Source organism: Microbacterium horticulturae (genome assembly GCF_029094505.1).
In the GTDB taxonomy this organism is placed as follows: Bacteria; Actinomycetota; Actinomycetes; order Actinomycetales; family Microbacteriaceae; genus Microbacterium; species Microbacterium horticulturae.
The window spans coordinates 1,939,626-1,962,667 of sequence record NZ_CP119108.1 but is presented as its reverse complement, the minus strand read 5'-3'; the positions used below and the strand labels follow the sequence as shown (position 1 = coordinate 1,962,667).

22 protein-coding genes and 1 tRNA gene are annotated in these 23,042 nt (G+C 68.8%); 13 read left to right on the top strand and 10 right to left on the bottom strand.

The features are described from left to right. Window positions 1-13 precede the first annotated feature (13 nt). The 3 genes from PU630_RS09475 (at window position 14) to PU630_RS09465 (ending at window position 3,832) form a co-directional block, all read left to right on the top strand. Complete coding sequence (locus tag PU630_RS09475; RefSeq protein WP_275276832.1) at window positions 14-2,938, top strand: UPF0182 family membrane protein; 2,925 nt, start codon at window positions 14-16, stop codon at window positions 2,936-2,938. 51 nt (window positions 2,939-2,989) lie between these two features. Next, window positions 2,990-3,063: transfer RNA gene (locus tag PU630_RS09470), tRNA-Met, on the top strand. A gap of 145 nt (window positions 3,064-3,208) precedes the next feature. Further along, window positions 3,209-3,832 (top strand): YceI family protein, encoded by a 624-nt coding sequence (locus PU630_RS09465; RefSeq protein WP_275276831.1) that lies wholly within the window; start codon window positions 3,209-3,211, stop codon window positions 3,830-3,832. 24 nt (window positions 3,833-3,856) lie between these two features. Here the strand turns inward: PU630_RS09465 and PU630_RS09460 are convergent, their stop codons facing one another. Together PU630_RS09460 and PU630_RS09455 are read right to left on the bottom strand one after the other, a co-directional pair. Next, window positions 3,857-4,384, bottom strand: a complete 528-nt coding sequence (locus PU630_RS09460) for a flavin reductase family protein (protein WP_275276830.1) — start codon at window positions 4,382-4,384, stop codon at window positions 3,857-3,859. Between the two features lie 6 nt (window positions 4,385-4,390). After that, window positions 4,391-4,741, bottom strand: coding sequence for a carboxymuconolactone decarboxylase family protein (locus PU630_RS09455; RefSeq protein ID WP_275276829.1), 351 nt, complete (start codon window positions 4,739-4,741; stop codon window positions 4,391-4,393). A gap of 101 nt (window positions 4,742-4,842) precedes the next feature. On the opposite strand from PU630_RS09455, the gene PU630_RS09450 reads away from it, so the two are divergent. Further along, the gene (locus PU630_RS09450) at window positions 4,843-5,655 is read left to right on the top strand and encodes a carbon-nitrogen hydrolase family protein (RefSeq protein WP_275276828.1); all 813 of its coding nucleotides are present in this window, start codon (window positions 4,843-4,845) and stop codon (window positions 5,653-5,655) included. 14 nt (window positions 5,656-5,669) lie between these two features. On the opposite strand, the gene PU630_RS09445 is transcribed toward PU630_RS09450, so the two are convergent. Then, window positions 5,670-6,869 carry an aminotransferase class I/II-fold pyridoxal phosphate-dependent enzyme gene (locus PU630_RS09445; RefSeq protein ID WP_275276827.1) on the bottom strand — a complete coding sequence of 400 codons (1,200 nt, stop codon included), beginning with the start codon at window positions 6,867-6,869 and terminating at the stop codon, window positions 5,670-5,672. 99 nt (window positions 6,870-6,968) lie between these two features. Here PU630_RS09445 and PU630_RS09440 point away from each other — a divergent pair, with 99 nt between their 5' ends. Genes PU630_RS09440 through PU630_RS09430 form a run of 3 tightly spaced genes read left to right on the top strand, consistent with a single transcriptional unit; the run spans window position 6,969 to window position 11,193 of the window. Next, a complete protein-coding gene (locus tag PU630_RS09440; RefSeq protein WP_275276826.1) occupies window positions 6,969-8,459 on the top strand; it encodes a S1C family serine protease in 1,491 nt (496 codons plus the stop codon). Between the two features lie 41 nt (window positions 8,460-8,500). After that, window positions 8,501-9,760 (top strand): CDP-glycerol glycerophosphotransferase family protein, encoded by a 1,260-nt coding sequence (locus PU630_RS09435; protein WP_275276825.1) that lies wholly within the window; start codon window positions 8,501-8,503, stop codon window positions 9,758-9,760. Then, window positions 9,757-11,193 carry a CDP-glycerol glycerophosphotransferase family protein gene (locus PU630_RS09430; RefSeq protein WP_275276824.1) on the top strand — a complete coding sequence of 479 codons (1,437 nt, stop codon included), beginning with the start codon at window positions 9,757-9,759 and terminating at the stop codon, window positions 11,191-11,193. Before PU630_RS09435 ends, PU630_RS09430 begins: the two co-directional genes overlap by 4 nt. A 3-nt stretch (window positions 11,194-11,196) precedes the next feature. Here the strand turns inward: PU630_RS09430 and PU630_RS09425 are convergent, their stop codons facing one another. The 6 genes from PU630_RS09425 to PU630_RS09400 form a co-directional block, all read right to left on the bottom strand. Further along, complete coding sequence (locus PU630_RS09425) at window positions 11,197-12,222, bottom strand: glycosyltransferase family 2 protein (protein WP_275276823.1); 1,026 nt, start codon at window positions 12,220-12,222, stop codon at window positions 11,197-11,199. Between the two features lie 100 nt (window positions 12,223-12,322). Next, a complete protein-coding gene (locus tag PU630_RS09420) occupies window positions 12,323-13,558 on the bottom strand; it encodes a DUF4192 family protein (RefSeq protein ID WP_275276822.1) in 1,236 nt (411 codons plus the stop codon). A 96-nt stretch (window positions 13,559-13,654) separates the two neighbouring features. Further along, window positions 13,655-13,885, bottom strand: a complete 231-nt coding sequence (locus PU630_RS09415) for a hypothetical protein (protein WP_275276821.1) — start codon at window positions 13,883-13,885, stop codon at window positions 13,655-13,657. Between the two features lie 4 nt (window positions 13,886-13,889). Then, a complete protein-coding gene (locus PU630_RS09410; protein ID WP_275276820.1) occupies window positions 13,890-14,216 on the bottom strand; it encodes a hypothetical protein in 327 nt (108 codons plus the stop codon). Between the two features lie 265 nt (window positions 14,217-14,481). Next, complete coding sequence (locus PU630_RS09405; RefSeq protein WP_275276819.1) at window positions 14,482-15,414, bottom strand: hypothetical protein; 933 nt, start codon at window positions 15,412-15,414, stop codon at window positions 14,482-14,484. 3 nt (window positions 15,415-15,417) lie between these two features. Beyond that, window positions 15,418-16,110, bottom strand: a complete 693-nt coding sequence (locus PU630_RS09400) for a phosphocholine cytidylyltransferase family protein (RefSeq protein ID WP_275276818.1) — start codon at window positions 16,108-16,110, stop codon at window positions 15,418-15,420. Window positions 16,111-16,295: 185 nt separating this feature from the next. On the opposite strand from PU630_RS09400, the gene PU630_RS09395 reads away from it, so the two are divergent. The 3 genes from PU630_RS09395 to PU630_RS09385 are packed head-to-tail and all read left to right on the top strand — an operon-like array spanning window position 16,296 to window position 19,452. After that, on the top strand, window positions 16,296-17,621 hold the full coding sequence (locus PU630_RS09395) for an ABC transporter ATP-binding protein (protein WP_275276817.1): 1,326 nt from the start codon (window positions 16,296-16,298) through the stop codon (window positions 17,619-17,621). Window positions 17,622-17,635: 14 nt separating this feature from the next. Then, complete coding sequence (locus tag PU630_RS09390) at window positions 17,636-19,144, top strand: hypothetical protein (RefSeq protein WP_275276816.1); 1,509 nt, start codon at window positions 17,636-17,638, stop codon at window positions 19,142-19,144. 41 nt (window positions 19,145-19,185) lie between these two features. After that, on the top strand, window positions 19,186-19,452 hold the full coding sequence (locus tag PU630_RS09385) for a DUF3039 domain-containing protein (RefSeq protein WP_275276815.1): 267 nt from the start codon (window positions 19,186-19,188) through the stop codon (window positions 19,450-19,452). Window positions 19,453-19,455: 3 nt separating this feature from the next. Here PU630_RS09385 and PU630_RS09380 read toward each other — a convergent pair whose 3' ends face one another. Further along, complete coding sequence (locus tag PU630_RS09380) at window positions 19,456-20,775, bottom strand: nicotinate phosphoribosyltransferase (RefSeq protein ID WP_275276814.1); 1,320 nt, start codon at window positions 20,773-20,775, stop codon at window positions 19,456-19,458. Window positions 20,776-20,815: 40 nt separating this feature from the next. Here PU630_RS09380 and murI point away from each other — a divergent pair, with 40 nt between their 5' ends. The 3 genes from murI to rdgB are packed head-to-tail and all read left to right on the top strand — an operon-like array spanning window position 20,816 to window position 22,991. Continuing rightward, window positions 20,816-21,661 carry a glutamate racemase gene (murI, locus tag PU630_RS09375; RefSeq protein WP_275276813.1) on the top strand — a complete coding sequence of 282 codons (846 nt, stop codon included), beginning with the start codon at window positions 20,816-20,818 and terminating at the stop codon, window positions 21,659-21,661. Further along, window positions 21,658-22,398 carry a ribonuclease PH gene (gene rph / locus PU630_RS09370; protein WP_275276812.1) on the top strand — a complete coding sequence of 247 codons (741 nt, stop codon included), beginning with the start codon at window positions 21,658-21,660 and terminating at the stop codon, window positions 22,396-22,398. The genes murI and rph overlap by 4 nt, the downstream gene beginning before the upstream one ends. After that, a complete protein-coding gene (gene rdgB, locus PU630_RS09365; protein ID WP_275276811.1) occupies window positions 22,395-22,991 on the top strand; it encodes an RdgB/HAM1 family non-canonical purine NTP pyrophosphatase in 597 nt (198 codons plus the stop codon). The genes rph and rdgB overlap by 4 nt, the downstream gene beginning before the upstream one ends. The last annotated feature ends 51 nt before the right edge of the window (window positions 22,992-23,042 follow it).

Below are 23,042 nucleotides of genomic sequence, written 5' to 3'. Positions count from 1 at the left end.
CTAGGATGAGGGAGTGACCTCGACACCCGCCCCCGCTGAAGCCACGCCCCGCCGATCCCGTCGCGTCGTCGCGATCACGCTCGTGATCATCGCCGCTCTGGTGGTGGCGTTCTTCGTATTCGCGAATCTCTACACCGATTGGCTCTGGTATAACCAGCTGGGGTACACGAACGTGCTGACCACGCAGTGGTTCGCACGGGTCGGGATGTTCGCGATCGGGTTCCTCGGCATGGCGGTGCCGGTCTGGCTGTGCATTCAGCTCGCCTATCGGCTGCGTCCGGTCTACGCGCGCCTGAGCGCGCAGCTGGACCGCTATCAGGAGGTCGTGGAGCCGCTCCGCCGGCTGGCCATGTGGGGCATCCCTGTCTTCTTCGGCTTCTTCGCCGGGTTCGCGGCATCCACTCAGTGGGAGACGGTCGCGATGTGGCTGCACGGCGTGCACACGTCGGTGAGCGATCCGCAGTTCGGTCTCGACACCGGCTTCTACATGTTCGCGATGCCGTTCTACAGCGCGCTGCTCGGGTTCACCTCGGCGGTGGTCCTCATCTGCCTGCTCGTCTCGGCGGTCGTGGCGTACCTCTACGGATCGGTGCGGATCGCGAACCGTGAGCTGCGCATCTCGCGGGCGGCCCGCATTCAGTTCGCGGTGCTGGCGGGGGTGTACCTGCTGCTGCAGGCCGCGAGTCTGTGGCTCGATCGGTACAAGACCCTCGTCTCCGACAACGGCACGATCACCGGGCCCGGTTACACCGAGGTGCACGCCACCATCCCCGGTCAGCTGATCCTCGCGATCATCGCGGCCATCGTCGCGATCCTCTTCTTCATGACGGCGATCATCGGACACTGGCGCTATCCGCTGATCGCCACCGGGCTGCTGATCGTCTCGGCGATCGTCCTGGGCATGGCCTACCCGTGGGTGGTCAACACGGTGCAGGTCAGGGCGAACGCGCTGACCCTGGAGAAGCCGTTCATCCAGCACAATATGGACGCCACCAAGTCCGCCTACGGGGTCGACGGCATGGAATCCACGGACTTCGCGGCCGAGACCGACGCCACCAAGGGCCAGCTGCGCGCCGACGCCGAGACCACGGCGCAGATCCGCATCATGGACCCGGCGATCATCCCGCCGACGGTGCAGCAGCTCGAACAGTACCGGTCGTATTACCAGTTCCAGAACCCGATGGATGTCGACCGGTACGACATCGACGGATCGAACCAGGATGCCGTCGTGTCGGTGCGCGAGCTGAACCTGAGTGCTCTGGGCGCCAATATCAGCTGGCAGAACACCACCCAGATCTACACGCACGGCTATGGCATCGTCGTCGCCAAGGGCAACGCTCGCACGAGCGACGGAAAGCCGGTGTTCCTGGAGCGCGGCATCCCGTCGGCCGGCTTCCTGTCCGACACCGACTACCAGCCGCGTGTGTACTTCGGTGAGTATTCTCCGGAGTACTCGATCGTCGGCGCGCCCGAGGGATCCAACCCCATCGAGCTGGACTATCTCTCGGGCAGCGACACCAGCGGCGACGAGGTCAAGACCACGTTCGACGGCGACGGCGGCCCGAACATCGGCAGCTGGTTCAACCGGCTCGTCTACGCGCTGAAGTTCCAGTCGGAGCAGATCCTGTTCTCCGACAGCATCAACGAGAAATCGCAGATCCTCTACGACCGCGATCCGGCCTCACGTGTGAAGAAGGCGGCGCCGTACCTGACGCTCGACAGCGACCCGTACCCGAGCGTCGTGGACGGACGGATCGTGTGGATCGTCGACGGCTACACGACCAGTGACAGCTATCCGTACTCCCACACCACGAGCTTCTCGCAGGCGATCGCCGACTCGTCGAACCCGACGCCGACGATCGCGATGGACGACGTCAACTACATCCGTAACTCGGTCAAGGCGACCGTGGATGCCTATGACGGCCACGTGACCCTGTACGCGTGGGACGCGGACGACCCGGTGCTGCAGACGTGGGAGAACATCTACCCGACCACGGTCAAGCCGCTCTCCGAGATGAGCGGCGAGCTCATGAGCCACGTGCGCTATCCGACCGATCTGTTCAAGGTGCAGCGGTCGATCCTGAGCACGTACCACGTCGACGACGCGCAGTCGTTCTTCCGCGGCGATGACAAGTGGATCACCCCGGACGACCCGCAGAACGGCGACTCGCTGCAGCCGCCGTACTACCTGACGATGAAGATGCCGGGGCAGGACGACCCGCAGTACTCGATGTTCACGAGCTTCATTCCCGCCTCGAACCAGGGCAGCGAGTCACGCAACGTGCTGATGGGCTACCTCGCGGTGGACTCGAATGCGGGCGGCACGGGCGGCAAGAAGTCGGCCGACTACGGCAAGCTGCGGATGCTGGAGATCAGCGCGTCGACGCCGGTGCCCGGGCCCGGCCAGGTGCAGAACAGCTTCGACTCCGAGCCCGAGGTGTCTCAGTACTTCAACCTGCTCAAGCAAGGTGACTCGCAGGTGCTGAAGGGCAACCTGCTGACCCTTCCGGTGGGCGGCGGTCTGCTCTATGTGCAGCCGGTGTATGTGCAGTCCGCGGGTGCCACGAAGCTGCCGACCCTGCAGAAGGTCCTCGTCGCCTTCGGCGACAAGGTGGCGTTCGAAGACACCCTCGCCGAGGCGCTCGACACGCTGTTCGGCGGCGACTCCGGCGCCTCCACCGGTGACAGCGATGTGACGCCGTCGCCGACGCCCACGCCCGGTGAGACCACCGGGACGGAGGGCGGCTCGGGCGAGGGCGGCACGGGTGTGAACCCTGACACGTCCGTGGCGTTCCAGACCGCGCTGCAAGAGGCGAAGCAAGCCCTGGCCGACCGTGAGGCCGCGATGAAGGCCGGCGACTGGACCAAGTACGGCGAGGCCGACACCCGGCTGACGGATGCGCTGAACACGCTCCTGCAGCTGTCGGGCGAGCAGTGACCGGTGACGATTCGTGTTCCGGCCCCGCGGCATGTTAGGCTATTGATGTGCCGCGGGGTGGAGCAGCTCGGTAGCTCGCTGGGCTCATAACCCAGAGGTCGTAGGTTCAAATCCTGCCCCCGCAACGAAAGTCGAAGGCCCCCACGAAAGTGGGGGCCTTCGACGTGTGCGGCCACTCCGAAAAGGAGAGGGTCCTCACGTCAGCGGGCGGCTTCCCTTTCGCTGAGGTGGCAGACTGGGGAAGTTCGTGTATTGACCGATGGGAAGAACATGACCGCAGAGAAATTCGACCTGAGTGGCGACTGGGACTTCGATCCTGCGCACACGCGCATCGGCTTCTCAGCGAAGCACGCGATGGTCTCCACCGTCCGCGGCGCCTTCAACGACGTGGCCGGACACCTGCACGTCGACTTCGACGAGCCCGAGAACTCCGCCGCGCGGGTGGTCTTGCAGGTCGCCAGCGTCGACACCCGCAGCACCCAGCGAGATGACCACCTGCGCAGCGGTGACTTCTTCGACGCCGAGACCTGGCCGGAGATCGCGTTTCACAGCACCCGGATCGAAGAGGTCAGCGAGAACGCGCTCGTCGTGTTCGGCGACCTGACCATCCGCGATGTCACGAAGCAGGTCACGGTTCCGATCGAGTTCACAGGCGCTCACCGCGATGCGTTCGGTGCACTGCGCGCCGGCTTCGAGGGCACCCGTCGCCTCGACCGTCGTGAGTACGGCCTCGAGTGGAACATGCCGCTGGATGCCGGTGGACTGCTCGTCTCCGAAAAGATCACGCTCGAGTTCGAGATCTCCGCGGTCAAGCGCGAGGGCGAGGCCGCCGGCGACGTCACGGCGGAAGGCGGCGACGAGGTCGAAGACGACGAGGCCGAAGAAGTCGCCTGACGGCACGCCGCCGCGGCCCGGGCATCACTGATACTCCGACCGCCATCGCACCAGCGGCCGAGCGCTCCACCGCGCGGTCGCACACGTGGCGACCACTTCGCCCACGACGAGAACGTGGGTCGCGGCATCCTGTGTCGCGACCACGCGCAGTTCGAACCATGCGAGCGCGGAATCGATGACGACAGGGGCCAGCGGCTCGCGCCGCGAGTGCGGCACCTGGTCGAGCAGTCCCACGAGCGGGGCGCCGGGCGCCCCGAGCCGGTCGGCGAGGCCGCGCTGGTCATGCGCGAGCAGACTCACGGCGAACCGGCCGGACGAGGTGACCGCCTCGGCGATCCGCGAGAGGCCGAACAGACTCACCACCATCGTGGGCGGGTCGTACGAGACCGACAAGAAGTCGGTGACGGTGGCCGCGACATCCCACCGTCCCTGCACAGCCGAGACCACGGCGACACCGCGCGCGGCGAGCGTCGCCAGCTGCTTGTAGGCGTCCTGATCCGCGCGGACGGAGGTCTCGCCCAGCACCCGGACGGCCGGTGGGATAGCGTCCACGGGCGGTCAGCCGGCGCGATGGTGGCCGTGCACCGTTTCGAGGGCGTTCAGCGCCACCAGCGAGTGCGCGTAGGCACCGCCCGCGCGCATCTCGGCGGCGACCCACACGGCCTCCATGATCTCCTCGTCCGATGCGCCCTTCCGGGCCGCGAGCTTGGTGTGACCGTCGATGCAATACGGGCACTGCGTGACGTGGGCCACGGCCACCGCTATCAGCTGTTTCGTCTTATCATCGAGGGCTCCCGCCGCGAACACCTGACGGCTGAACGCCTGGAACGCCGCCGCCGTGTCGGGCACGACCTCGTCGCGTCGCCGTAGCAGGTCGGGTGTGCGCTTCGGATACGGGGAATCTGTCATGTCGTCCTTTCCGCGGCGGGCTTCCCAGCCGCAGCCCCAGGCTATGCCCGCGGCGAGGGCGCGGGCTTGCCGCGGACAGTGCACCTCGCGAGGATGGAGACATGCCCACCTCCGACACGGTCGCCGTCGCCGTCGCGCAGTTCGCTCCGACCGGTGACGCCCGTGCGAACCTCGAGCAGATCGAGAGCCTCACGGCTCTGGCGGCAGATCGCGGGGCGCGCGTGGTGGTGTTCCCCGAGTACTCGAGTGCGTTCATCGACCCGTTCGACGAGACCCTGGTCACCCTTGCCCAGAACCTCGACGGGCCTTTCACGGCGGCGCTGACAGCGCTGGCCGCGCGGCGCGGAGTGCACCTGGTTGCGGGGCTTCTCGAGCGGGGAGCCGACGGACGCCGGGTGCGCAATACGACGGTGGCGGTGGATGCTGGCGGCCCGGTGGCCGCGTATCGAAAGCTGCATCTCTATGACGCTTTCGGTCAGCGCGAGTCTGACTGGGTCGAACCCGGCGGCATCGGCGAGCCCGAGACCTTTGCGATCGACGGCCTGCGCTTCGGGCTGCAGACCTGCTACGACCTGCGCTTTCCCGAGGTCACCCGGCGCATCGTCGACGCGGGCGCCGACGTGGTGCTGGTACCCGCCGAGTGGGTGCGCGGCCCGTTGAAGGAACACCATTGGCGCACGTTGCTGCTGGCGCGCGCCATCGAGAACACGGTGTACCTGGCGGGCGCGGATCACCCGCCGCCGCTGGGCGTCGGCAACTCGATGATCGTGGATCCGCAGGGGGTCGTCACAGCGGCGCTCGCGACAGCTACGGACGTCGCCGTGGCTCATCTCGACCCCGGGGTGCTGCGCAGCGTGCGGCAGGCGAATCCGGTGCTGGCGCAGCGCCGCTTTCGGGTGGTACCGAGGGAGTGAGGCTCGCGCTCGCCTCAGACGAGAGTCTGCAGACGCCGCGCGGCCTCGTCGATGACCTCGATGCGCTTGCATGCGGCGAACCGGACGAGCGTCGCATACGCGTCCCGGTGCGCGGTGGTGACGAACGCCGTCAGGGGGATCGCCACCACTCCCGCCCGCGCGGGCAGTTCACGACAGAAGTCCGCGGCATCCTTCGCGCCCAGGGCCGTGGCATCCGCCACCGTGAAATACGAGCCCCGTGGCTGTGACACCGCGAATCCTGCAGAGCGAAGTCCCGCTCCCAACACGTCGCGCTTGTGGCGCAGCGTCGCCGCGATGCCGGTGAAGAAGGCGTCGGAGAGAGCGAGGCCCGTGGCCACGGCCGGCTGGAACGGGCTGCCGTTGACATAGGTCAGGAACTGCTTGACGGCCAGAACAGCGTCGACGAGGGCGGCAGGACCCGAGACCCAGCCGATCTTCCATCCGGTCACCGAGTAGGTCTTTCCGGCGGACGAGATCGACAGAGTGCGCTCCCACCCGCCGGGCAGCGTGGCCAGCGGCACGTGCGGTTCGTCGAAAATAAGATGCTCGTACACCTCGTCTTCGACGATCAGGGCGTCGTGCCGCTCGGCGAGGCGGACGATCTCGGCCCGCACCTCTGCGCTGAACACGGCGCCGGTCGGGTTGTGCGGGTCGTTCACGAGGATCACCCGCGTGCGATCGCTGACGGCCGCGCGCAGCACCTCGAGATCGGGCTGGAAGTCGGGCCAGCGCAACGGCACCGGGACCAGACGAGCACCCGCGAGGGCGACGCAGGCTGCGTACGAGTCGTAATACGGCTCGAAGACGACGACCTCGTCGTCGGGACCGTCGACGAGTGCGAGGAGGGCGGCGGCGATGGCCTCGGTGGCGCCGGCGGTGACGACGACATCGCGATCGGGGTCGACGGTCAGACCATAGAAGCGCCGCTGATGCTCGGAGATCGCCGAGCGGAGGGAGGGGATGCCACGTCCCGGCGGATACTGATTGACGCCGTTCGCGATCGCGGCCCGCGCCGCCTCGAGGACCTCTGCCGGGCCGTCCTCGTCGGGAAAGCCCTGGCCGAGATTGATCGCGCCGGTGCGGGCGGCCAGATCGCTCATCTCGGCGAAGATGGTGGGTGCGGCCACCCCGTTCGGACTGAGGAGACCCGCTCCGGCGGCGGCGCGGCGCCATGCTCCGGGAATGTCTTGCACACGACACACGCTACCCGCATAGTGTGATCGCGGTTCCGCCATACGGAACACACAGAAACCGGCGGCATGCTGGCAGATGTCAGCCAGAAGGAGCACCCCATGAGTGAGAACCAGGACAACCGTCCCGAGGAGAACTCCGCATCGCAGTCCATTCCGCCGGTCCCGCCGTTGCCGCCCGCCACCGGCGCCACCGGTGCCGCGCCCAGCGGTGGTGTTCGCCCTGCACCGCAGCACCCGTCGTACTCGGCCCCGTCGGTGCCCCCAGCATCCGCTTCCTCGGTGTCCGCCCCGACCCTGCCCTATCCGGGTCAAGGCTTTGGCGTGCCGTCGAGCGCTCCGACCGGTCAGCCCGCCGGAGGGCAGGTGCGCACCGCCGAGAAGAAGAAGTCCGGCCCCGGCAAGGTCGTGGGCCTGCTCGTGGCGGCAGCGCTCGTCGGCGGCGCCGCGGGCGTGGGCACGACGTGGGCCGGCGCGAACCTGTGGGGTCCCTCCGACGCGTCGTCGACCTCGTCGGGCCCGCAGGTCGTGACGGTTAACAACACCGACAGCGTGAACGCCACCACGGCGATCGCCACGAAGGTGGTTCCCAGCGTCGTCACGATCAACGTGAGCGCCGGCCAGAGCGGTGGTACCGGTTCGGGCGTCGTGCTCAGCAAGGACGGCTACGTGCTCACCAACACGCACGTCGTCACGCTCGACGGTGAGAGCGCCGACCCGACGATCTCGGTGACCACGTCGGACGGACACATCTACGCCGCCAAGATCGTGGGAACCGACCCGGTCTACGACCTCGCCGTGATCAAGCTCGAGGGCGCCCCCGAAATGACGCCGATCACGTGGGGCGACTCCTCGAAGCTCAATGTGGGCGACCAGACCGTGGCGATCGGTGCGCCGCTGGGACTGTCGAACACGGTGACCACCGGAATCGTCAGCGCCCTGAACCGCTCCATCGAGATCGCTTCGTCGGCCGCGCCCGACAGCAGCGGTGGCGACGAAGGCCAGAACGGTGATGGCCAACAGGGCGACAACCCCTACTACTTCGACTTCGGGCAGGGGCAGACCCAGCAGCAGACCTCCGAGACCATCAAGATCGCCGTCATCCAGACCGACGCGCCGATCAACCCCGGCAACTCGGGTGGCGCGCTCGTGAACGGCAAGGGCGAGCTGGTCGGCATCAACGTGGCCATCGCCTCCGCCGGGAGCACCTCGTCATCCGACCAGAGCGGCTCGATCGGCGTGGGCTTCTCCATCCCGTCCGACATCGCTCACCGCGTGGCAGACGACCTGATGAAGAACGGCTCGGCAACGCACGGTCTGCTCGGCGCCAGCGTCCGCGACGCGTCCACAGTCCAGGGGGCGACGATCACGGGGGCGTACATCGTCGACGTGACCAGCGGCGGCGGCGCGGCCGAGGGCGGCCTGAAGGCGGGCGACATCGTGACGAAGTTCGACGGCGTTCCGGTGACGGGCGCCGTGGACCTCACCGCGCAGGTACGCGCACTGGCCAGCGGAAGTTCCGCCGAGGTCACCTACGTCCGCGATGGCAAGACGGAGACCACACAGGTCACCCTGGGGTCGCTCACGAAGTGATCGCTCAGAGACAAGACGCCACCCCGCGATAGGCTCGCGGGGTGGCGTCCTTCTCGTTCAGCGCGGGGAACGCGGCCAAGCTCGTGCGCATCCCTCTGTATGCGGCGGGACGGCTCGCGACCGTGCTCATCCCTCGCAGCCCGGATGAATGGGTCTACGGGTGCGGTGCGGGCATCGGTGACGGCGCCCTCGCGCTGTGGAATGAGGCCGCGGCGCGGCATCCCTCGGTCTGGCTCGTCGGCAGTGACCGCGAGGAGCGGGATGCCGCGGCCCTCGGCATCCCCACGATCCGGCGGCATTCCGTGAGGGGGTTCTGGCGCACTGCGCGCGCCCGCGTGGTCGTGGTCACGCACGGGTTCGGTGACGTGAACCGCTATGCGACCTCCGGCGCGTTCATCGCGCAGCTGTGGCACGGGATCCCGCTCAAGCGGGTCGGTATCGACTCGCCCGAGACCGTCCAGCTGCCCGTCGCACTGCGGCGCTTGCCCTTCGCGCGTCTCGTGCGCGCGGTGCTGCGGCTCGCCTACCGCCGGACCACGCGGCAGATCGATCTGATCCCCGCCGCGTCGCACCTCGTGCGCGGGCGGCTCGAGTCTGCGTTCTCGCTGGCCGACAACCACGTGCCGGTGACGGGCGAGCCGCGGGTGGACGTGCTGTCGCAGGGGGATGCCGCGGCCCGCCGCCGCGCCGCACGCGAGACGATCGCGGCCACCGTGGGCGACGTGGGCGATCGACGGCTCGTGCTGTACGCGCCGACCTGGCGCGACGGGGACCCCGATGCCGCGATCCCCGACGCCGATGAATGGGAAGCCATCATCGCGATGCTCGACGCGCGCGACGCCGTGCTGCTCGTCCGCTCCCATCCGCTCGGCGCCGGTCGGTATTCGCCGCCGCGGCCCACGGATCGGGTGAGGATGCTGGGATCAGACGTCCTCACCGACGTGACCCCCGTACTGCCGGGGGTGGATGTCTTCCTCACCGACTACTCGTCGCTTCTCTACGACGTGACGCTGATCCCGCTGCCCAGCGTGTTCCTCGCACCGGATCTGGAGAGCTACGTCGCCAGGCGCGGCCTGTACGGCACCTACGCGGACATCGCCGGCGACGATGCGGCGCGCACCTGGTCGGAAGCCGTCGCGCAGATCGATGCCGTGCTCGCCGACGCCGACGTGCGAGAGCGTCGGCTGGCGCGTGCCCGCGAACTGGACACCGTCGTGCACGCACACCGAGACGGACGGAACGCGGCACGCGTGCACGAGAGGATCGTCGCACGCGTGCGGGCGGGGAGGCGGGCACGATGACCGAGGTACGGCTCGAAGCGGGCGACGCGCCCGCGCTCGTCGTCAGCGGCGCCGGTGCGCGGCCGCGATCGGCGATGCTCGTGGGGTCTCGGGCCCGAACGATCGCACGCGTGAGCGGCCGCGGCAAGACGTGGCGCGCGGTCGTGCCGTTGCGGGCGGCGCGGTGGGGCGGTCCGCTGCTGCCGCTGCCGAGCGGCGAGTACACGCTCGAGATCGACGGTGCCGATGTGCCTGCGGCATCCCTCCCCGTCACGATGCTCGGCGCGCTGCGGGCGTCCGTTGAGGGGGACACGGTGCGGGTGGGCCCTCCGGTCGACCCGGCGTATGAGTCGTGGGAAGGTCAGGCCGCGCTGGAGCGCCGGTACGCCACGCGCCCGAAGACACCGCTGGAGAACGCCGTCTTCTTCGAGAGCTTCTACGGCCGCAACGTGAGCGACAACCCGCTCGCGATCGACCGGGAACTGGTGCGCCACGCGCCGCATGTGAGGCGGTACTGGAGCGTCGTGGACTTGTCGATCCCCGTTCCCGACGGCGCTGTCGCGGTTGTCGAGGGCAGCCCCGAGTGGTGGCGTGCCCGAGGCGCGGCGCGCTTGCTCGTGGTCAACGACTGGCTGCGGCGGCGCTTCGAGCGGCGCGGCGGCCAACGGGTGCTGCAGACGTGGCACGGAACGCCGCTGAAGCGGCTGGCACTGCACCGGGGCGTCGCGCCGCGGCGGATGGCGGCGGCGCTGCGCGAGTCGAGCCGCTGGAACGTGTTGCTCGCGCAGAATCCCTACGCCGCGCGGATTCTGCGCGGCGCGTACGCCTTTCACAGGCGGCCGGTCTGGATCGAGGGGTATCCGCGCAATGACGTGCTGGTCACCGGCGACGGGGGAGCCACGCGCCGCCTGCTGGGCATCGCCGACGGCGAGCGCGTTCTGCTGTACGCACCGACTTGGCGGGACGACCGCGACGAGATGGTCGACTTCCTCGATGCCGAGGCGTTGGCGCGGCAGACCGGAGCGGTGGTCCTCGTGCGCGGGCACTCTCGGACCCTGATTCCGGGGCAGGATGCCGCAGGCGCACGCGTGATCGATGTGACGGGCTTTCCCGATGCCGCCCAGGTGATGTCGGCGGCTGACCTGTTGATCACGGACTATTCGTCGGTGATGTTCGACTTCACGGTGACCGGGCGCCCCGTCTTCTTCTTCACGCCCGACATCGCGCACTACCGCGGACGTCTGCGCGACTTCTACTTCGATCTGCCGGCGCACGCGCCGGGGCCGATCGTGCACACGCAGGAGGAATTGGCCGCCGCGATCCGCGATCACGATCCGGCTGAGTGGGCGCAGCGGTACGAGCGCTGGCGGGAGACGTTCAACGCCCGCGACGATGGGAACGCCGCCCAGCGGGTCGTGGCGCGCATCCTGGACCAGGGCTTCGTCGAGCGCTGACGCTCAGGGCAGCGGCGTGTTGCGCGAGCCCAGCCGTGAGGTGTCGACGGTGCCGTGGGCTCCGGCGACAAGGCCCTGCAGGAAGCCGACGCCCCAGGCCAGATGCATGGTCGGCAGCACCGCGAGTGTCCACAGGCGATCGCGCCAACCCCGTCCGCCCCCTCGACCGGCGGCAACCGTGCCGAGGAGGACGAGGTACGCGAGAAGCGGCAGATACACGACCGAGGCGATGGCGGATGCGCGGCCGCCGAGCACGCGCGTCAGCTGCAGCGCGCCGACGACGATCGCGGCCGCGATGCTGACGACGAGCGCCGGAGGAGCGAAGAACCGCAGCGAGTTTCGTCGGCCGTAGCGGCGGACGAGCTCGCCACGCCAGGCACCCGTTGCGCGGAACTGCTGCGCGAGCCGCGTCCAGCTCTCGCGCGGCCAGTACGTGACCGACAGTGCCGGGTCGAACCAGACGCGGTAGCCGGCGCTGCGAATGCGCAGGTTGAGTTCCCAGTCCTCACCGCGCCGCACCGTCTCGTCGAAGAGTCCGACCTCTTCAAGCACGTCACGGCGCATCACGCCCAGATAGGCGGATTCGGCTTCTCCGGCCTGCGCTCCACCGTGATAGGCGCCCCCGCCCAGACCGATCGGCGAGTTGTACGCGCGCGCCACGGCACGCTGGAAAGGGGTGTGGCCGTCGGCGCGCATGACCCCGCCCACGTTGGCGGCACGGGTGCGGGCGAGCGTTGCCAGCGCGGAGCGGACGTAACCGTCGGAGAGCTCGGAGTGTGCGTCGACCCGTACGATCGTGGGGTTGCGACTCGCGCGGATGGCGAGATTGAGGCCCTTGGGGATGTCGGCACCGGGATTGTCGACGAGCAGAATGCGTCGGTCGGATGTCGCGAGCCGACGGGCGATCTCGGTGGTCCCGTCTGTGGAGGGGCCGAGAGCCAGCACGAGCTCGGAGGGGCCGTCGACTGCCTGCGCGAGGACCGTGCGGACGGCTCGCTCGAGATAGGCGGCCTCGTTGAGGACGGGCATGACGAAGGAGACGCCGGAACCGAGGGGTGGGACGGGCGCGTCGCGATGTCGTGTGGCGTCGTCCTGCACCCCTCGATCATCCCATGCCGATGCGATGCCGTCATACCGAGGAGGGCACCCGCGGTGGCGTCGCCGCACGAAGCCCAGCGCCGGCGTCGTTGTAGTGCGCGAAGACCCACTGGGGGATCTTGTTGGTGGCGATCAGAGTATGGACGATCCGTGCCATGCCGTGGGCGGGATCGATCGCGAGGGCTGCATCGACATGGGCTGCGGCCGCCGTGCTGGCGCCGAGAGACCAGTGCAGCCAGGCGAGCATGCAGAGGAGGTCGGGACGCAGATCGGGCGGAAGGTGGGCGATCGTGCGTGCGAGGATTCCGATTGCACGGCGGACGCGTGCTGGCCGAGGCTTGGTGCTGCGTTCACCGATGATGAGCTCGCCCATCTCCGACGTCGTCTGGTTGTCGGCCGCCCCCAACTCGGCTTGAACGACCTCGTCCATCGTCTTGCCGCTGCCCCGCTGCAGGTCCAGCCAGCGGTCGTTCTCGGCGCGTGCGCGCCGTCCGACCTTCCGACCGAATGCCATCTGCAGCATCATGACGTCGCGGTACGCACGATTCACGCTGAGAGCCGCCAGCCGGGACAGCACTGACACGGGTGTGTCGTCGGCGTCCCGCCGGAGCAGGGTCTCGACGAAGTCGATCGGATCGGGCAGGGACGTCGCAATGCGCACGCCGAAGGCGTTGCGCTCGGTCGCGTCGGTGAGCAGATCGTCGACCGCCGCGGTCAGCGTGGCGGTGAGGGTCGGATCGGCCGCCGGCAGCGCACCCTCACGATCGAAGGCGGGAGTCTCCTGCTCGTCGTGGAGGCGCGCGGCCTGGGCCCCGACGGGGCTCTGCGAGATCTCGTCGATATCGTGCCCGTCGAACGGCGGGTGGGGCTCGTACCAGCTGGCCCATCCGTCTGCGGCGACGCAGAACGCGTCTTTGACGGCGAAGCCGCCCTCTTCGAAGCGATCTGCAAGACGTTCGACGAAACCATCGTGCCCGGTGAACGCAGCCGGAAACGTGTCTTCTGCATAGACGACGAACATCACACCGTCGCACCAGTCGATGCGGCTCAGGGCGCCCAGGGCGATCGAGGCGATGCGGTCATGCACGTCGCCCCCAGCCTCGGCGGGCGGGAGATCGATGCGCATCAGACCGAAGGTCCGCTTGCCGGTGAACGGGATGATGGCGACGCTGTCGGTCATCGTCCGGCCGGCGATCGCCGGGACGGTCGAGAGGAAGTCGGCGCCCGAGGCGGAATGAAGGATGGTGGGCTGTTCTGCGGTGTCCATCACTCCATGCTGGACATCGTCACGGCCCCGTGGACCGTGTTTCGCGGATCTGTGGAGAACCGGTGACCTGTGGAGGAACCGATGCAGTCCGGACGGTCAGTCGTCGTCGCCGGTTGCTGCGACGTCGCCGTCCTGGCCTGCGGTGTCGCCGGGCGCGGCATCCACCACGTCGTTGGCGATGGACGTAGAACCTCCCGACGTCGAGATGGCGTACGGGTCGACCGGCGGCGTCTCCAGCAGCTCGGCGTCGTTGTGCGGACCGAGCGGTTCGGAGGGCAGGCCGGCCCACTCGAAGGGGTTCTCAGGTTGAGAGGCGAAAAGTCCCATGCCCTCATTGTCGCCCCGCAGTGGTCTCGTCGGGCTCCGAAAGGCCGAAACACCAGGCGAACTCACCGCCGTCTCCGGGACGGAACCACGCGATCGTGACGGCGGTGCGCTCCGGATCGAACCTGCACAGACACAGTTCGGCGGTCTCTCCGGGGAGCATCTGGCCCCAGTGGTGGCTCTGTCTATCTGGTCCCGTCCTCACCAACGCGCGGACGAAGTCGAGCGGCTCACCGCCGACGTTCGTCACGAGCGCATGCGTGTCGTAGAGGTGGTCGACGCGCCAGGGAACGGGACGGGCGGGGGAGAGGCGATCAGTTGTGGGATGCGACATGATGCCGACGCTAGGGACGGGTACGGACGCCGAAGCCGCGTTCGGCGACAGCACAGCGTCGCTCTGTGGACGGCGGAGGCGCAGGGGATGCTGGGGAGGAACCAGCGGCGGCCAATGCGGCTGTACGGCAGACCCCATCTGCGAGACCGAGGCGGTCTCGCACAGAGTTCGGACGAGATCACGGTGGCCGACGTGACCCGCGCGGTCGACGGTCCGCTCGTGTCGATGTGGCAACCGCACTGAGGCTCGCGTGAGCTCGCCCGACTCAGTCCTTGCCAGCGGCGGAGTGATCTCCGCGGTCTGTGGAGTCGCGGGGGATGCGAGCGCGGTGTGCAGCAGTGCCGACGGCGTGTGCGGCTCGCGTGGCGGCGCCGCCCACGGCTCGGCCCGCTCCGCGAAGCCTCCCACCGACGATGTCTTCGACCCGTCGTGCGTCCGCGCGGGGTTCGACCTCCCGGGGGATGTGTGCCGGCGGAGGGCCGAATGCGCGGCGTGCGCCGACCACGACCCGACGGCCGAGGATGCCGTTTCCGGCGCCGCCGACGACGGCACCGACGCCGAACGGGAGTGCCTTGCCGACGAACGATGTTCCTCCCGCGATGGCGAACCGGTGGACGAACGTGTTCTTGAGCCGGTCGACGAGAGGGCCGAGTGCTGCCCGGGGGAGCGACTTGGTGACGAGTTCGCCCCAGTAGGCGCCACGCGACGGGCCCTTGCCTGTCGCCTGGCGAGCGAGCTGGGCGAGAAGATCGACGCCTTCGGACCCCAGCATGAGCGTCAGCACGAGGGCGCGTGCACGGTCGGGGTCGTCGACACGGATGCCATGCACCTCGGCGAGAGACTGTGCGAACAGGGCGGTGGCTTCAACGAACCCGAAGGTCTCCACCCCGCTGAGAGCCAGTGTGACGCCGGTCGTGACCGCTGGGATGACCGCCGTGGCTCCGACAGCGGCCCCGCTGGCCGTGACCGTCGTCAGATAGCGCCTCTCGAGGATGCGCACGATCTGCGCCGGGGTGGCATCGGGATGCCGCAGCCGGATGCTCCTCAGGTGCGCGAGCACCGCGGGGCGCTGGATCGCCAGGACACGATCGAGCGCGCGCACGGGCAGGGGATGTTCAGGAGAGCCCTCAGGCGGTAGACCACCTGACCACGGCGCATCGTCGGGCAGCGAGTCGATGCGGTGGACCCGCCTGGCCATCACTCAGACGTAGAGATTGGCCCGATCGAGGTCTTCGGCGAAGTCGACCTCGACCGCGTAGAGATCGGAGATGTCCAGCGGAACGAGCTTCAGGCCGTCTTCGAGGATGGCCAGCTCGAGGCCGCGCTCGAAATAGTCCTGGTCGTCGACGCGGTGCAGCTGACGGATCAGAGCCTTCTTGTCTCGACTGGAGATGTAGTTGATGCCGATCGCCTCGCCGATGCCACCGACGACGGTCTTGGAGAGCTCCTTGATGGAGCCGTCGGCAGCAACCGTGTACTTGACCTCTTCGTCGCTGACCTTTGACGTGTTCACCGCGACGAACGAGCGATCCGCCTCGATGAGCGGGATCGCGCGGCCGAGGATGCGCGGATCGAAGACGACGTCGCCGTTCATCCAGAGCACGCCGCCCCGGCCGGTCGCCGAAAGCCCCCGCACGAGGCTCTTCGAGGTGTTCGTCTGGTCGTAGCGGTCGTTGTAGACGTAGTCCGCCTTCGGGAAGGCCTCGACGATCGTCTCGGCACGGTAGCCGACGATCGTGGTGATGCGCACGTCTTGCCCGAACGCAGCATGCAGATTGTCATGCTGCTGGCCCATGATCGAGCGGCCGTCGTTGAGCTTGGTCAGCGACTTGGGCAGGCTGCGCCCGAGACGCGAGCCCATACCTGCCGCGAGGATGACGGTCTGAACAGTCACTATCAGCTCCTGGAGTCTGTGTCTGGGATCCCGGCCATGCCGGCGAGACACCCCGTCGTGCTTTGCCCATGGTAGCGAACGTTGCTGAAGACTCTCGGCAATCACAGGGGATGTTCTGTTTCGTCGCGAAGGACACGGCGGGTTCACAGGGTGTCTCACAGGGGCACCGTTGATACGTTGGACCGGTGACAGCCTCTCTTCCGGTGCCACGCGGTCCACGCTCGGCGACTGCCCAGGCCTCGCCCGATGCGGGGGAGTTCGACGCGCCGGTCGCGTCAGCGCCGCGTAAGCCCCGCACGCCGCGTAAGGCGAAGAAGCGCGCCTCTGATCCCGCATCGTCGGGGGCCGCCGTCACCTCGATCGACGGCATCGTGATCCCTCCCAAACCTCCGCTGCCGACGTCGACGCACCTCCCGCAGGGCCGGCTGGACGACATCGTGGTACCTCCCAAGCCTCCGCTGCCGACATCCGAACCGGAGCCTGAATCGGGGCCGGAGCCCGGACCGGAGCTGGAACCCGAGCCCGAACCGGAACCTGAACCCGAACCAGGGCTGGAACCCGAGCCCGAACCTGAACCCGAACCGGAGCTGGAACCCGAGCCCGAACCGGAGGAAGAAGCCGGGCCCGTCCCCGAGGATGTGCCTGCGCAGGAATCGGACACTCGCGGGGAGGTCGCGCCGGAAGCGATCGAGGCCGAGCCCCAGGCGGGCGCCCCACCGACGGCTGAACCGCTTGCTGAACCGCACTCGGACGTCCCGGCCGTCGTCATCCGGGGCCTGGTCAAATCGTTCGGCTCGACCGCAGCGGTGGGCGGCATCGACTTGACCGTTCCGGCCGGCGCGTTCTACGGCATCCTCGGACCGAACGGCGCGGGGAAGACGACGACTCTGTCGATGATCTCGGGCCTGCTGCGCCCTGATCAAGGATCGATCGAGATCGGCGGGGTGGACCTGCGCCGGCATCCCCGCGAGATCAGTCGGATGATCGGCGTGCTGCCGGATCGGCTGCGTACCTTCGATCGGCTCACCGGCCGTCAGCTGCTCTTCTACACCGGGATGCTGCGGGGGCTGGATGCCGGGATCGTCAACGCCCGCATCGCCGACCTCGCGCGCGCCTTCGACATGGTCGAAGCACTGCGACGCCCCGTATCGGACTATTCGGCCGGCATGACGAAGAAGGTCATGCTCGCGGGTGCCCTGCTCCACTCGCCGCGCCTGCTCGTCCTTGACGAGCCGTTCGAGGCCGTCGACCCGGTCTCGTCAGCGGTGATCCTCGAGATCCTCACCACCTATGTGGACCATGGCGGCACCGTCATCCTCTCCAGTCACGGCATGGAGCTGATCGAGCGCGTCTGCGCACGCGTCGCGGTGATCGTCGCCGGGCAGGTGCTCGCCGAGGGCAGCATCGACGAGGTGCGCGGTGAGCTGACGCTCGAGCAGCGATTCCTGCAGCTGGCCGGCGGGCTCAGCGATGTGGAGGGCCTGGAGTGGCTGCACGGATTCTCCGACTGAGGCTCGCGGTCCTGGTGGCCCCGCTCCGTCGGGGCGCGGGCGCGGCCGTTGGGAGGACGCTGGCGCTGCTGGTACTGGCGGTCGCCGTGGTGATCGGATGCTGGGGGCTGCTGCAGCTGCAGACGGCGGGCGCCGCCACCGCCGGCGTGGTCACCGTGCTCAGCGGGAGTGCTATCACCCTCGGTTTCGTCGTGGCCCCACTGCTCACAGGGACGACGGATCCCCTGGACCCACGGGCTTTCCGCGGCTTCGGACTGCGATCGGGGCGGCTCGCGGCGACGTTGGCTGCGTCCGGCATGCTGACAGTGCCCGTCCTTGCGGAGACAGCATTGGCCGTGTGTCTCGCGGTCCTGTGGATCCGACGAGGAGTGGCGTGGCCCGCCGCAGTGGGGGCGGCCGTGCTCGGGACCGTCACCTGCCTCCTGGCCGCTCGTGTCTTCCGCGCGCTCGCCACGATGTTCCTTGCGCCGCGCCGCTCGCGAGAACTCACCGGCGTCCTGGTGGTCGGAGTGCTCGTCCTCGTCGTTCCGGTGGCCGTCTTCCTCGTCTCGCTGCGCTGGAACGGGCACGTCCCGCACGCATTGGTGGAAGCGGTGCACATCCTCGCCCGGACACCGTTCGGCGCAGCATGGGCGCTGCCCTGGCGGACGGGCGCACTGTCGCTCGTGGTGGCTCTTGTGACGGTGGCGCTGCTGGCTGCTGCCTGGTGGGGACTCGTCCACCGCGCGCTGCGGACCGTGGAGCCGCCTGCCGTGGCTCGCGGGATCGGCGGCCTCGGCTGGTTCGCCGTCACCCCGAGCACCCCCGGTGGAGCGGTGGCTGCGCGAAGCCTGCTGTACTGGCTCACCGATCTGCGTTACCTCGCGAACCTGGCGGTGCTTCCGATCATCGCGGCGGTGGCGATGGTTCCGCTGCTCATCATCGGTCTGCCCTTCACCTGGGTGGTCCTTGTTCCCGCCCCGATTCTGGCGCTCTTCTTCGGGTGGCTGCCGCACAACGACCTCGCCTATGACTCCACGGCGATCTGGGTGCATCTGGCCAGCGGCGTGCGGGGCATCTCCGACCGCGTCGGACGTATCGTGCCGGTTGCGGTGATCGGTGTCGTCGTGCTCGCGGTCGTGATCCCCGTGTCGGTCGGCCTGCACGGAGACTGGGCGATCGCGCCGGTCATGGTGGGCGTGTGCGCGACGCTGTTTCTGGGCGGGCTCGGGCTCTCGAGCATCGCCTCGGCCGCAGCCCCGTCTCCGGTCACGCGTCCCGGTGACAGCCCGTTCCGTCAACCCGAGCGCACCGGATCGGGCGGGGTGCTCGCGCAGGGGATAGTTCTGCTGGCGAGTCTGCTCGTATCGGCTCCGGTGCTGTGGTGGGGGTGGCTGTCGCTCGACGAGCGCCGGTACGTCGACGTGGCCATGTGGGGCGGCATCGCGATCGGCGTCGTGACGCTGGCGCTGGGCCTCGGAATCGGCGCCGCGGTGTTCGAGCGGCGCGGAACGCGGTTGCTCGAGCTCGCCGAGGCCGCGTGAACGCGCCCGGTCCACGGCGCGCGCGACTAGACTTGGCGTTCATGAGCACGCCGATCGAAAGCCCCGACCAGGGCGGTATCGCCACTCTCGACCGTGAGCTCGAGGAGCTCATCCGTGAGGAGAGCATCGAGCCCGGCGATCACGAGCGCTTCTCGCACTATGTGCAGAAGGAGAAGATCCTCGAGTCTGCGCTCACCGGCAAGCCGGTGCGCGCGCTGTGCGGCAAGAAGTGGACACCGGGCCGCGATCCCGAGAAGTTCCCGGTCTGCCCGACCTGCAAGGAGATCTACGAGGGTCTGCGCGCCTGAGGCTCACGCGATCTCGACATAGACCGTCGGGATCGCAGGGTCGGCGCGGCTGAGGGCCAGGGCCCGTACCGGCAGCTCCTCGCGCACGCGCGCATGGTGCGCGCGCGCGGCTGCGACGCCATCTGCTCCCTCGAAGGAGGTGTCGATGTCGCCGCGCGACACGAAGGTGGCCTGCAGCGGCCGCGAATCGGGGTACTCGGAGGTCGCAGGCATCTGTTCGAAGCCGTCAGACACGGAGATGAGTTCCTGTGTCGCCGTCCCCGCGTCGAGGGTGCGGAATGCCGCCTTGCGACCGCCCTTCGACGCCTTGTCGGTCGACGCCTTCGCGACGGAGACCCACGAGCCGGAGCCTTCCTGGCGCGCTACGAGCTTGTAAACCATGCCGGCGGTCGGCGTCCCCGAGCCGGTGACCAGCGACGTGCCCACGCCGTACGAGTCGACCGGTGCCGCGGCGAGGGTCGCTATCGCGTACTCGTCCAGGTCACTGGTGACGGTGATCTTCGTGCCCGCGGCTCCGAGCTCGTCGAGCTGTGTGCGCACTTCGGCGGCGACGATGGGCAGGTCGCCGGAGTCGAGTCGGACGCCGCCGAGTCCGGTGCCGGCCACGCGGATGGCCGTCTCGACCCCGGTGCGGATGTCGTACGTGTCCACGAGGAGGGTGGTGCCCACCCCCAGGGCCTCGATCTGAGAGCGGAACGCGTCTTCTTCGCTGTCATGCAGAAGCGTGAAGGCATGTGCGGCGGTGCCCATGGTCGGGATTCCCCAAGTACGGCCGGCCTCGAGATTGCTCGTCGCGTCGAAACCGGCGATGAACGCGGCGCGCGCGGCCGCGACGGCCGAGTGCTCACCGGCGCGCCGTGAACCCATCTCGGCCAAGGGACGGTCACCGGCCGCGATCGACATGCGCGAGGCGGCGGTGGCGACGGCGGAGTCGTAGTTGAGCACGCTCAGTGCGAGGGTCTCCAGCACGACCGCCTCGGCGAATGAGCCTTCGATGGTCAGCAGCGGGGACCCGGGGAAGTACAACTCGCCCTCGCGGTAGCCCGACACCGACCCGGTGAACCGGTAGTCCTCGAGAAAGGCGACGGTGGCGGCATCCACCACTCTGTTGTCGCGAAGGAAGCGCAGCTCGTCTTCGTCGAAGCGGAAGTCGCGGATCAGGCTCAGCAGCCGGCCGGTGCCCGCCACGACGCCGAACCGGCGTGCGCCTGACAAACGCCGGGTGAACACCTCGAACACACAGCGTCGTGCGGCGGTGCCGTCGCGCAGCGCGGCGTCCAACATGGTCAGCTCGTAGCGGTCGGTGAACAGTGCCGTGCTCATGCGGGTCAGCTTATCGGGGCGCCAGGTAGGCTTGACGATCGTGAATGATGCGCCGATCGGAATCTTCGACTCCGGGGTCGGCGGACTCACCGTCGCCCGCGCGGTCTCGGCGCTGCTGCCGCGGGAATCACTCCGCTACATCGGCGACACGGCCCACTCGCCGTACGGACCCAAGCCCATCGCCGACGTGCGCCGGTACTCGCTGGAGGTTCTCGACACGCTCGTCGACGAGGGCGTGAAGATGCTCGTCATCGCGTGCAACACGGCATCGGCCGCGATGCTGCGCGACGCGCGGGAGCGATACGACGTGCCGGTCGTCGAGGTGATCGGACCCGCTGCCCGCACCGCGATGTCGACGACGCGCAACAAGCGCATCGGCGTGATCGGCACCGCCGGCACGATCGGATCGGGCGTCTACCAGGACATGCTCGGCGTCAACGCCGACCTGACAGTGTTCGCGCAGGCGTGTCCGAGGTTCGTCGAGTTCGTCGAGGCAGGCGTCACCGGCTCGCCGGAGGTGCTCGCTGTCGCCGAGGAGTACCTGTCGCCGCTGCGTCACTCCGGCGTCGACACCCTCGTGCTGGGGTGTACCCACTACCCGTTCCTGGAGGGCGCCATCAGCTATGTGATGGGTGCCGAGGTCTCGCTGGTGTCGAGTGACACCGAGACCGCGAAGGACGTCTATCGGCAGCTCGTCTCACGCGACCTGCTCGCGGGGATGGATGCCGTCGCCCGCCACGAATACGAAGCCACCGGTGATTCCGAACACGAGTTCCTGCAGCTCGCGCACCGCCTCATGGGGCGCGAGGTGCGCAGCGTGAAGCTCGTGCAGACCGGAGTGATCGACCTGCCGCAGACAGCGGCATCCCCTCGAGGAGAATCATGAGCGAGACCGTTCGCGCCGATGGGCGCACCGTGGACGCCCTGCGTCCCGTCGTGATCGAGCGCGGCTGGAGCGCCCAGGCCGAAGGGTCGGCTCTGGTCAGCTTCGGCAACACCAAGGTGCTGTGCACCGCGTCGTTCACCAACGGCGTGCCGCGCTGGCTGGTCGGCAAGGGCAAGGGCTGGGTGACCGCCGAGTACGCCATGCTGCCCCGCGCGACGAACACCCGCAACGACCGGGAGTCGGTCAAGGGACGGATCGGCGGGCGCACCCACGAGATCTCGCGCCTCGTCGGCCGCGCGCTGCGGGCCGTCATCGACACCAAGGCGCTGGGCGAGAACACGATCGTCATCGACTGCGACGTGCTGCAGGCCGACGGCGGAACACGCACGGCCGCCATCACCGGCGCATATGTCGCCCTGGCGGACGCCATCGCCTGGGGACGCGAGAAGAAGTTCATCGCGCAGAAGGCGACGGTGCTGTACGACTCGGTCTCGGCGGTGTCGGTCGGAATCATCGACGGCGAGCCGATGGTCGACCTCGCGTACGTCGAGGACGTGCGCGCCGAGACCGACATGAACATCGTCGTGACCGGCCGCGGCCTGTTCGTCGAAGTGCAGGGCACCGCCGAGGGCGCGCCGTTCGACAAGCGCGAGCTGGACGCGCTGCTCGAACTCGGCGTGAACGGGTGCGCACAGCTGCGCGACATTCAGGCCGCAGCCCTCGAGGCCGCGGAATGACCCGCGCCGTCCTTGCCACGCACAACCCGCACAAGGTCGTCGAGTTCGGCCGGATCGTGGCCGCCACCCGGCCGGACCTCGAGCTGGCGGGCTACGACGGCCCCGAGCCGGTCGAAGACGGCGTGACCTTCGCGCAGAACGCGCTCATCAAGGCCCGCGCGGCGGCCGCCCACACCGGGGTGGCCGCGTTCGCCGACGACTCCGGTGTGTGTGTCGATGTGCTGGGCGGCTCGCCCGGGGTGTTCTCGGCCTACTGGGCCGGGCACCGGAAGGACGACCGGGCGAACCGCGAACTGCTGCTCGACCAGATCTCTGACGTCGCCGACCCGCATCGTGCCGCTCACTATGTCTCGGTCATCGCCCTTGTGCTGGCCGATGGGGCCGAGCACGTCGTGGAGGGCGTGTGGCCGGGTCGCATCGCCACGGTCGCACGGGGCGAGGGCGGGTTCGGTTACGACCCCGTGTTCATTCCCGATGAGCAGCCCACCGACGCCGAGCGCACGGTCGGGGAGTGGACCGACGAGGAGAAGACCGTCCGCTCGCACCGCGCCCGGGCGTTCGAGGCGCTGCAGCCGCTGCTCGCGCTGATCTGAGCATGAGACTCATTCCCGACTAGCCCGCCCCGCCGCCGCGCGGCATCCCGC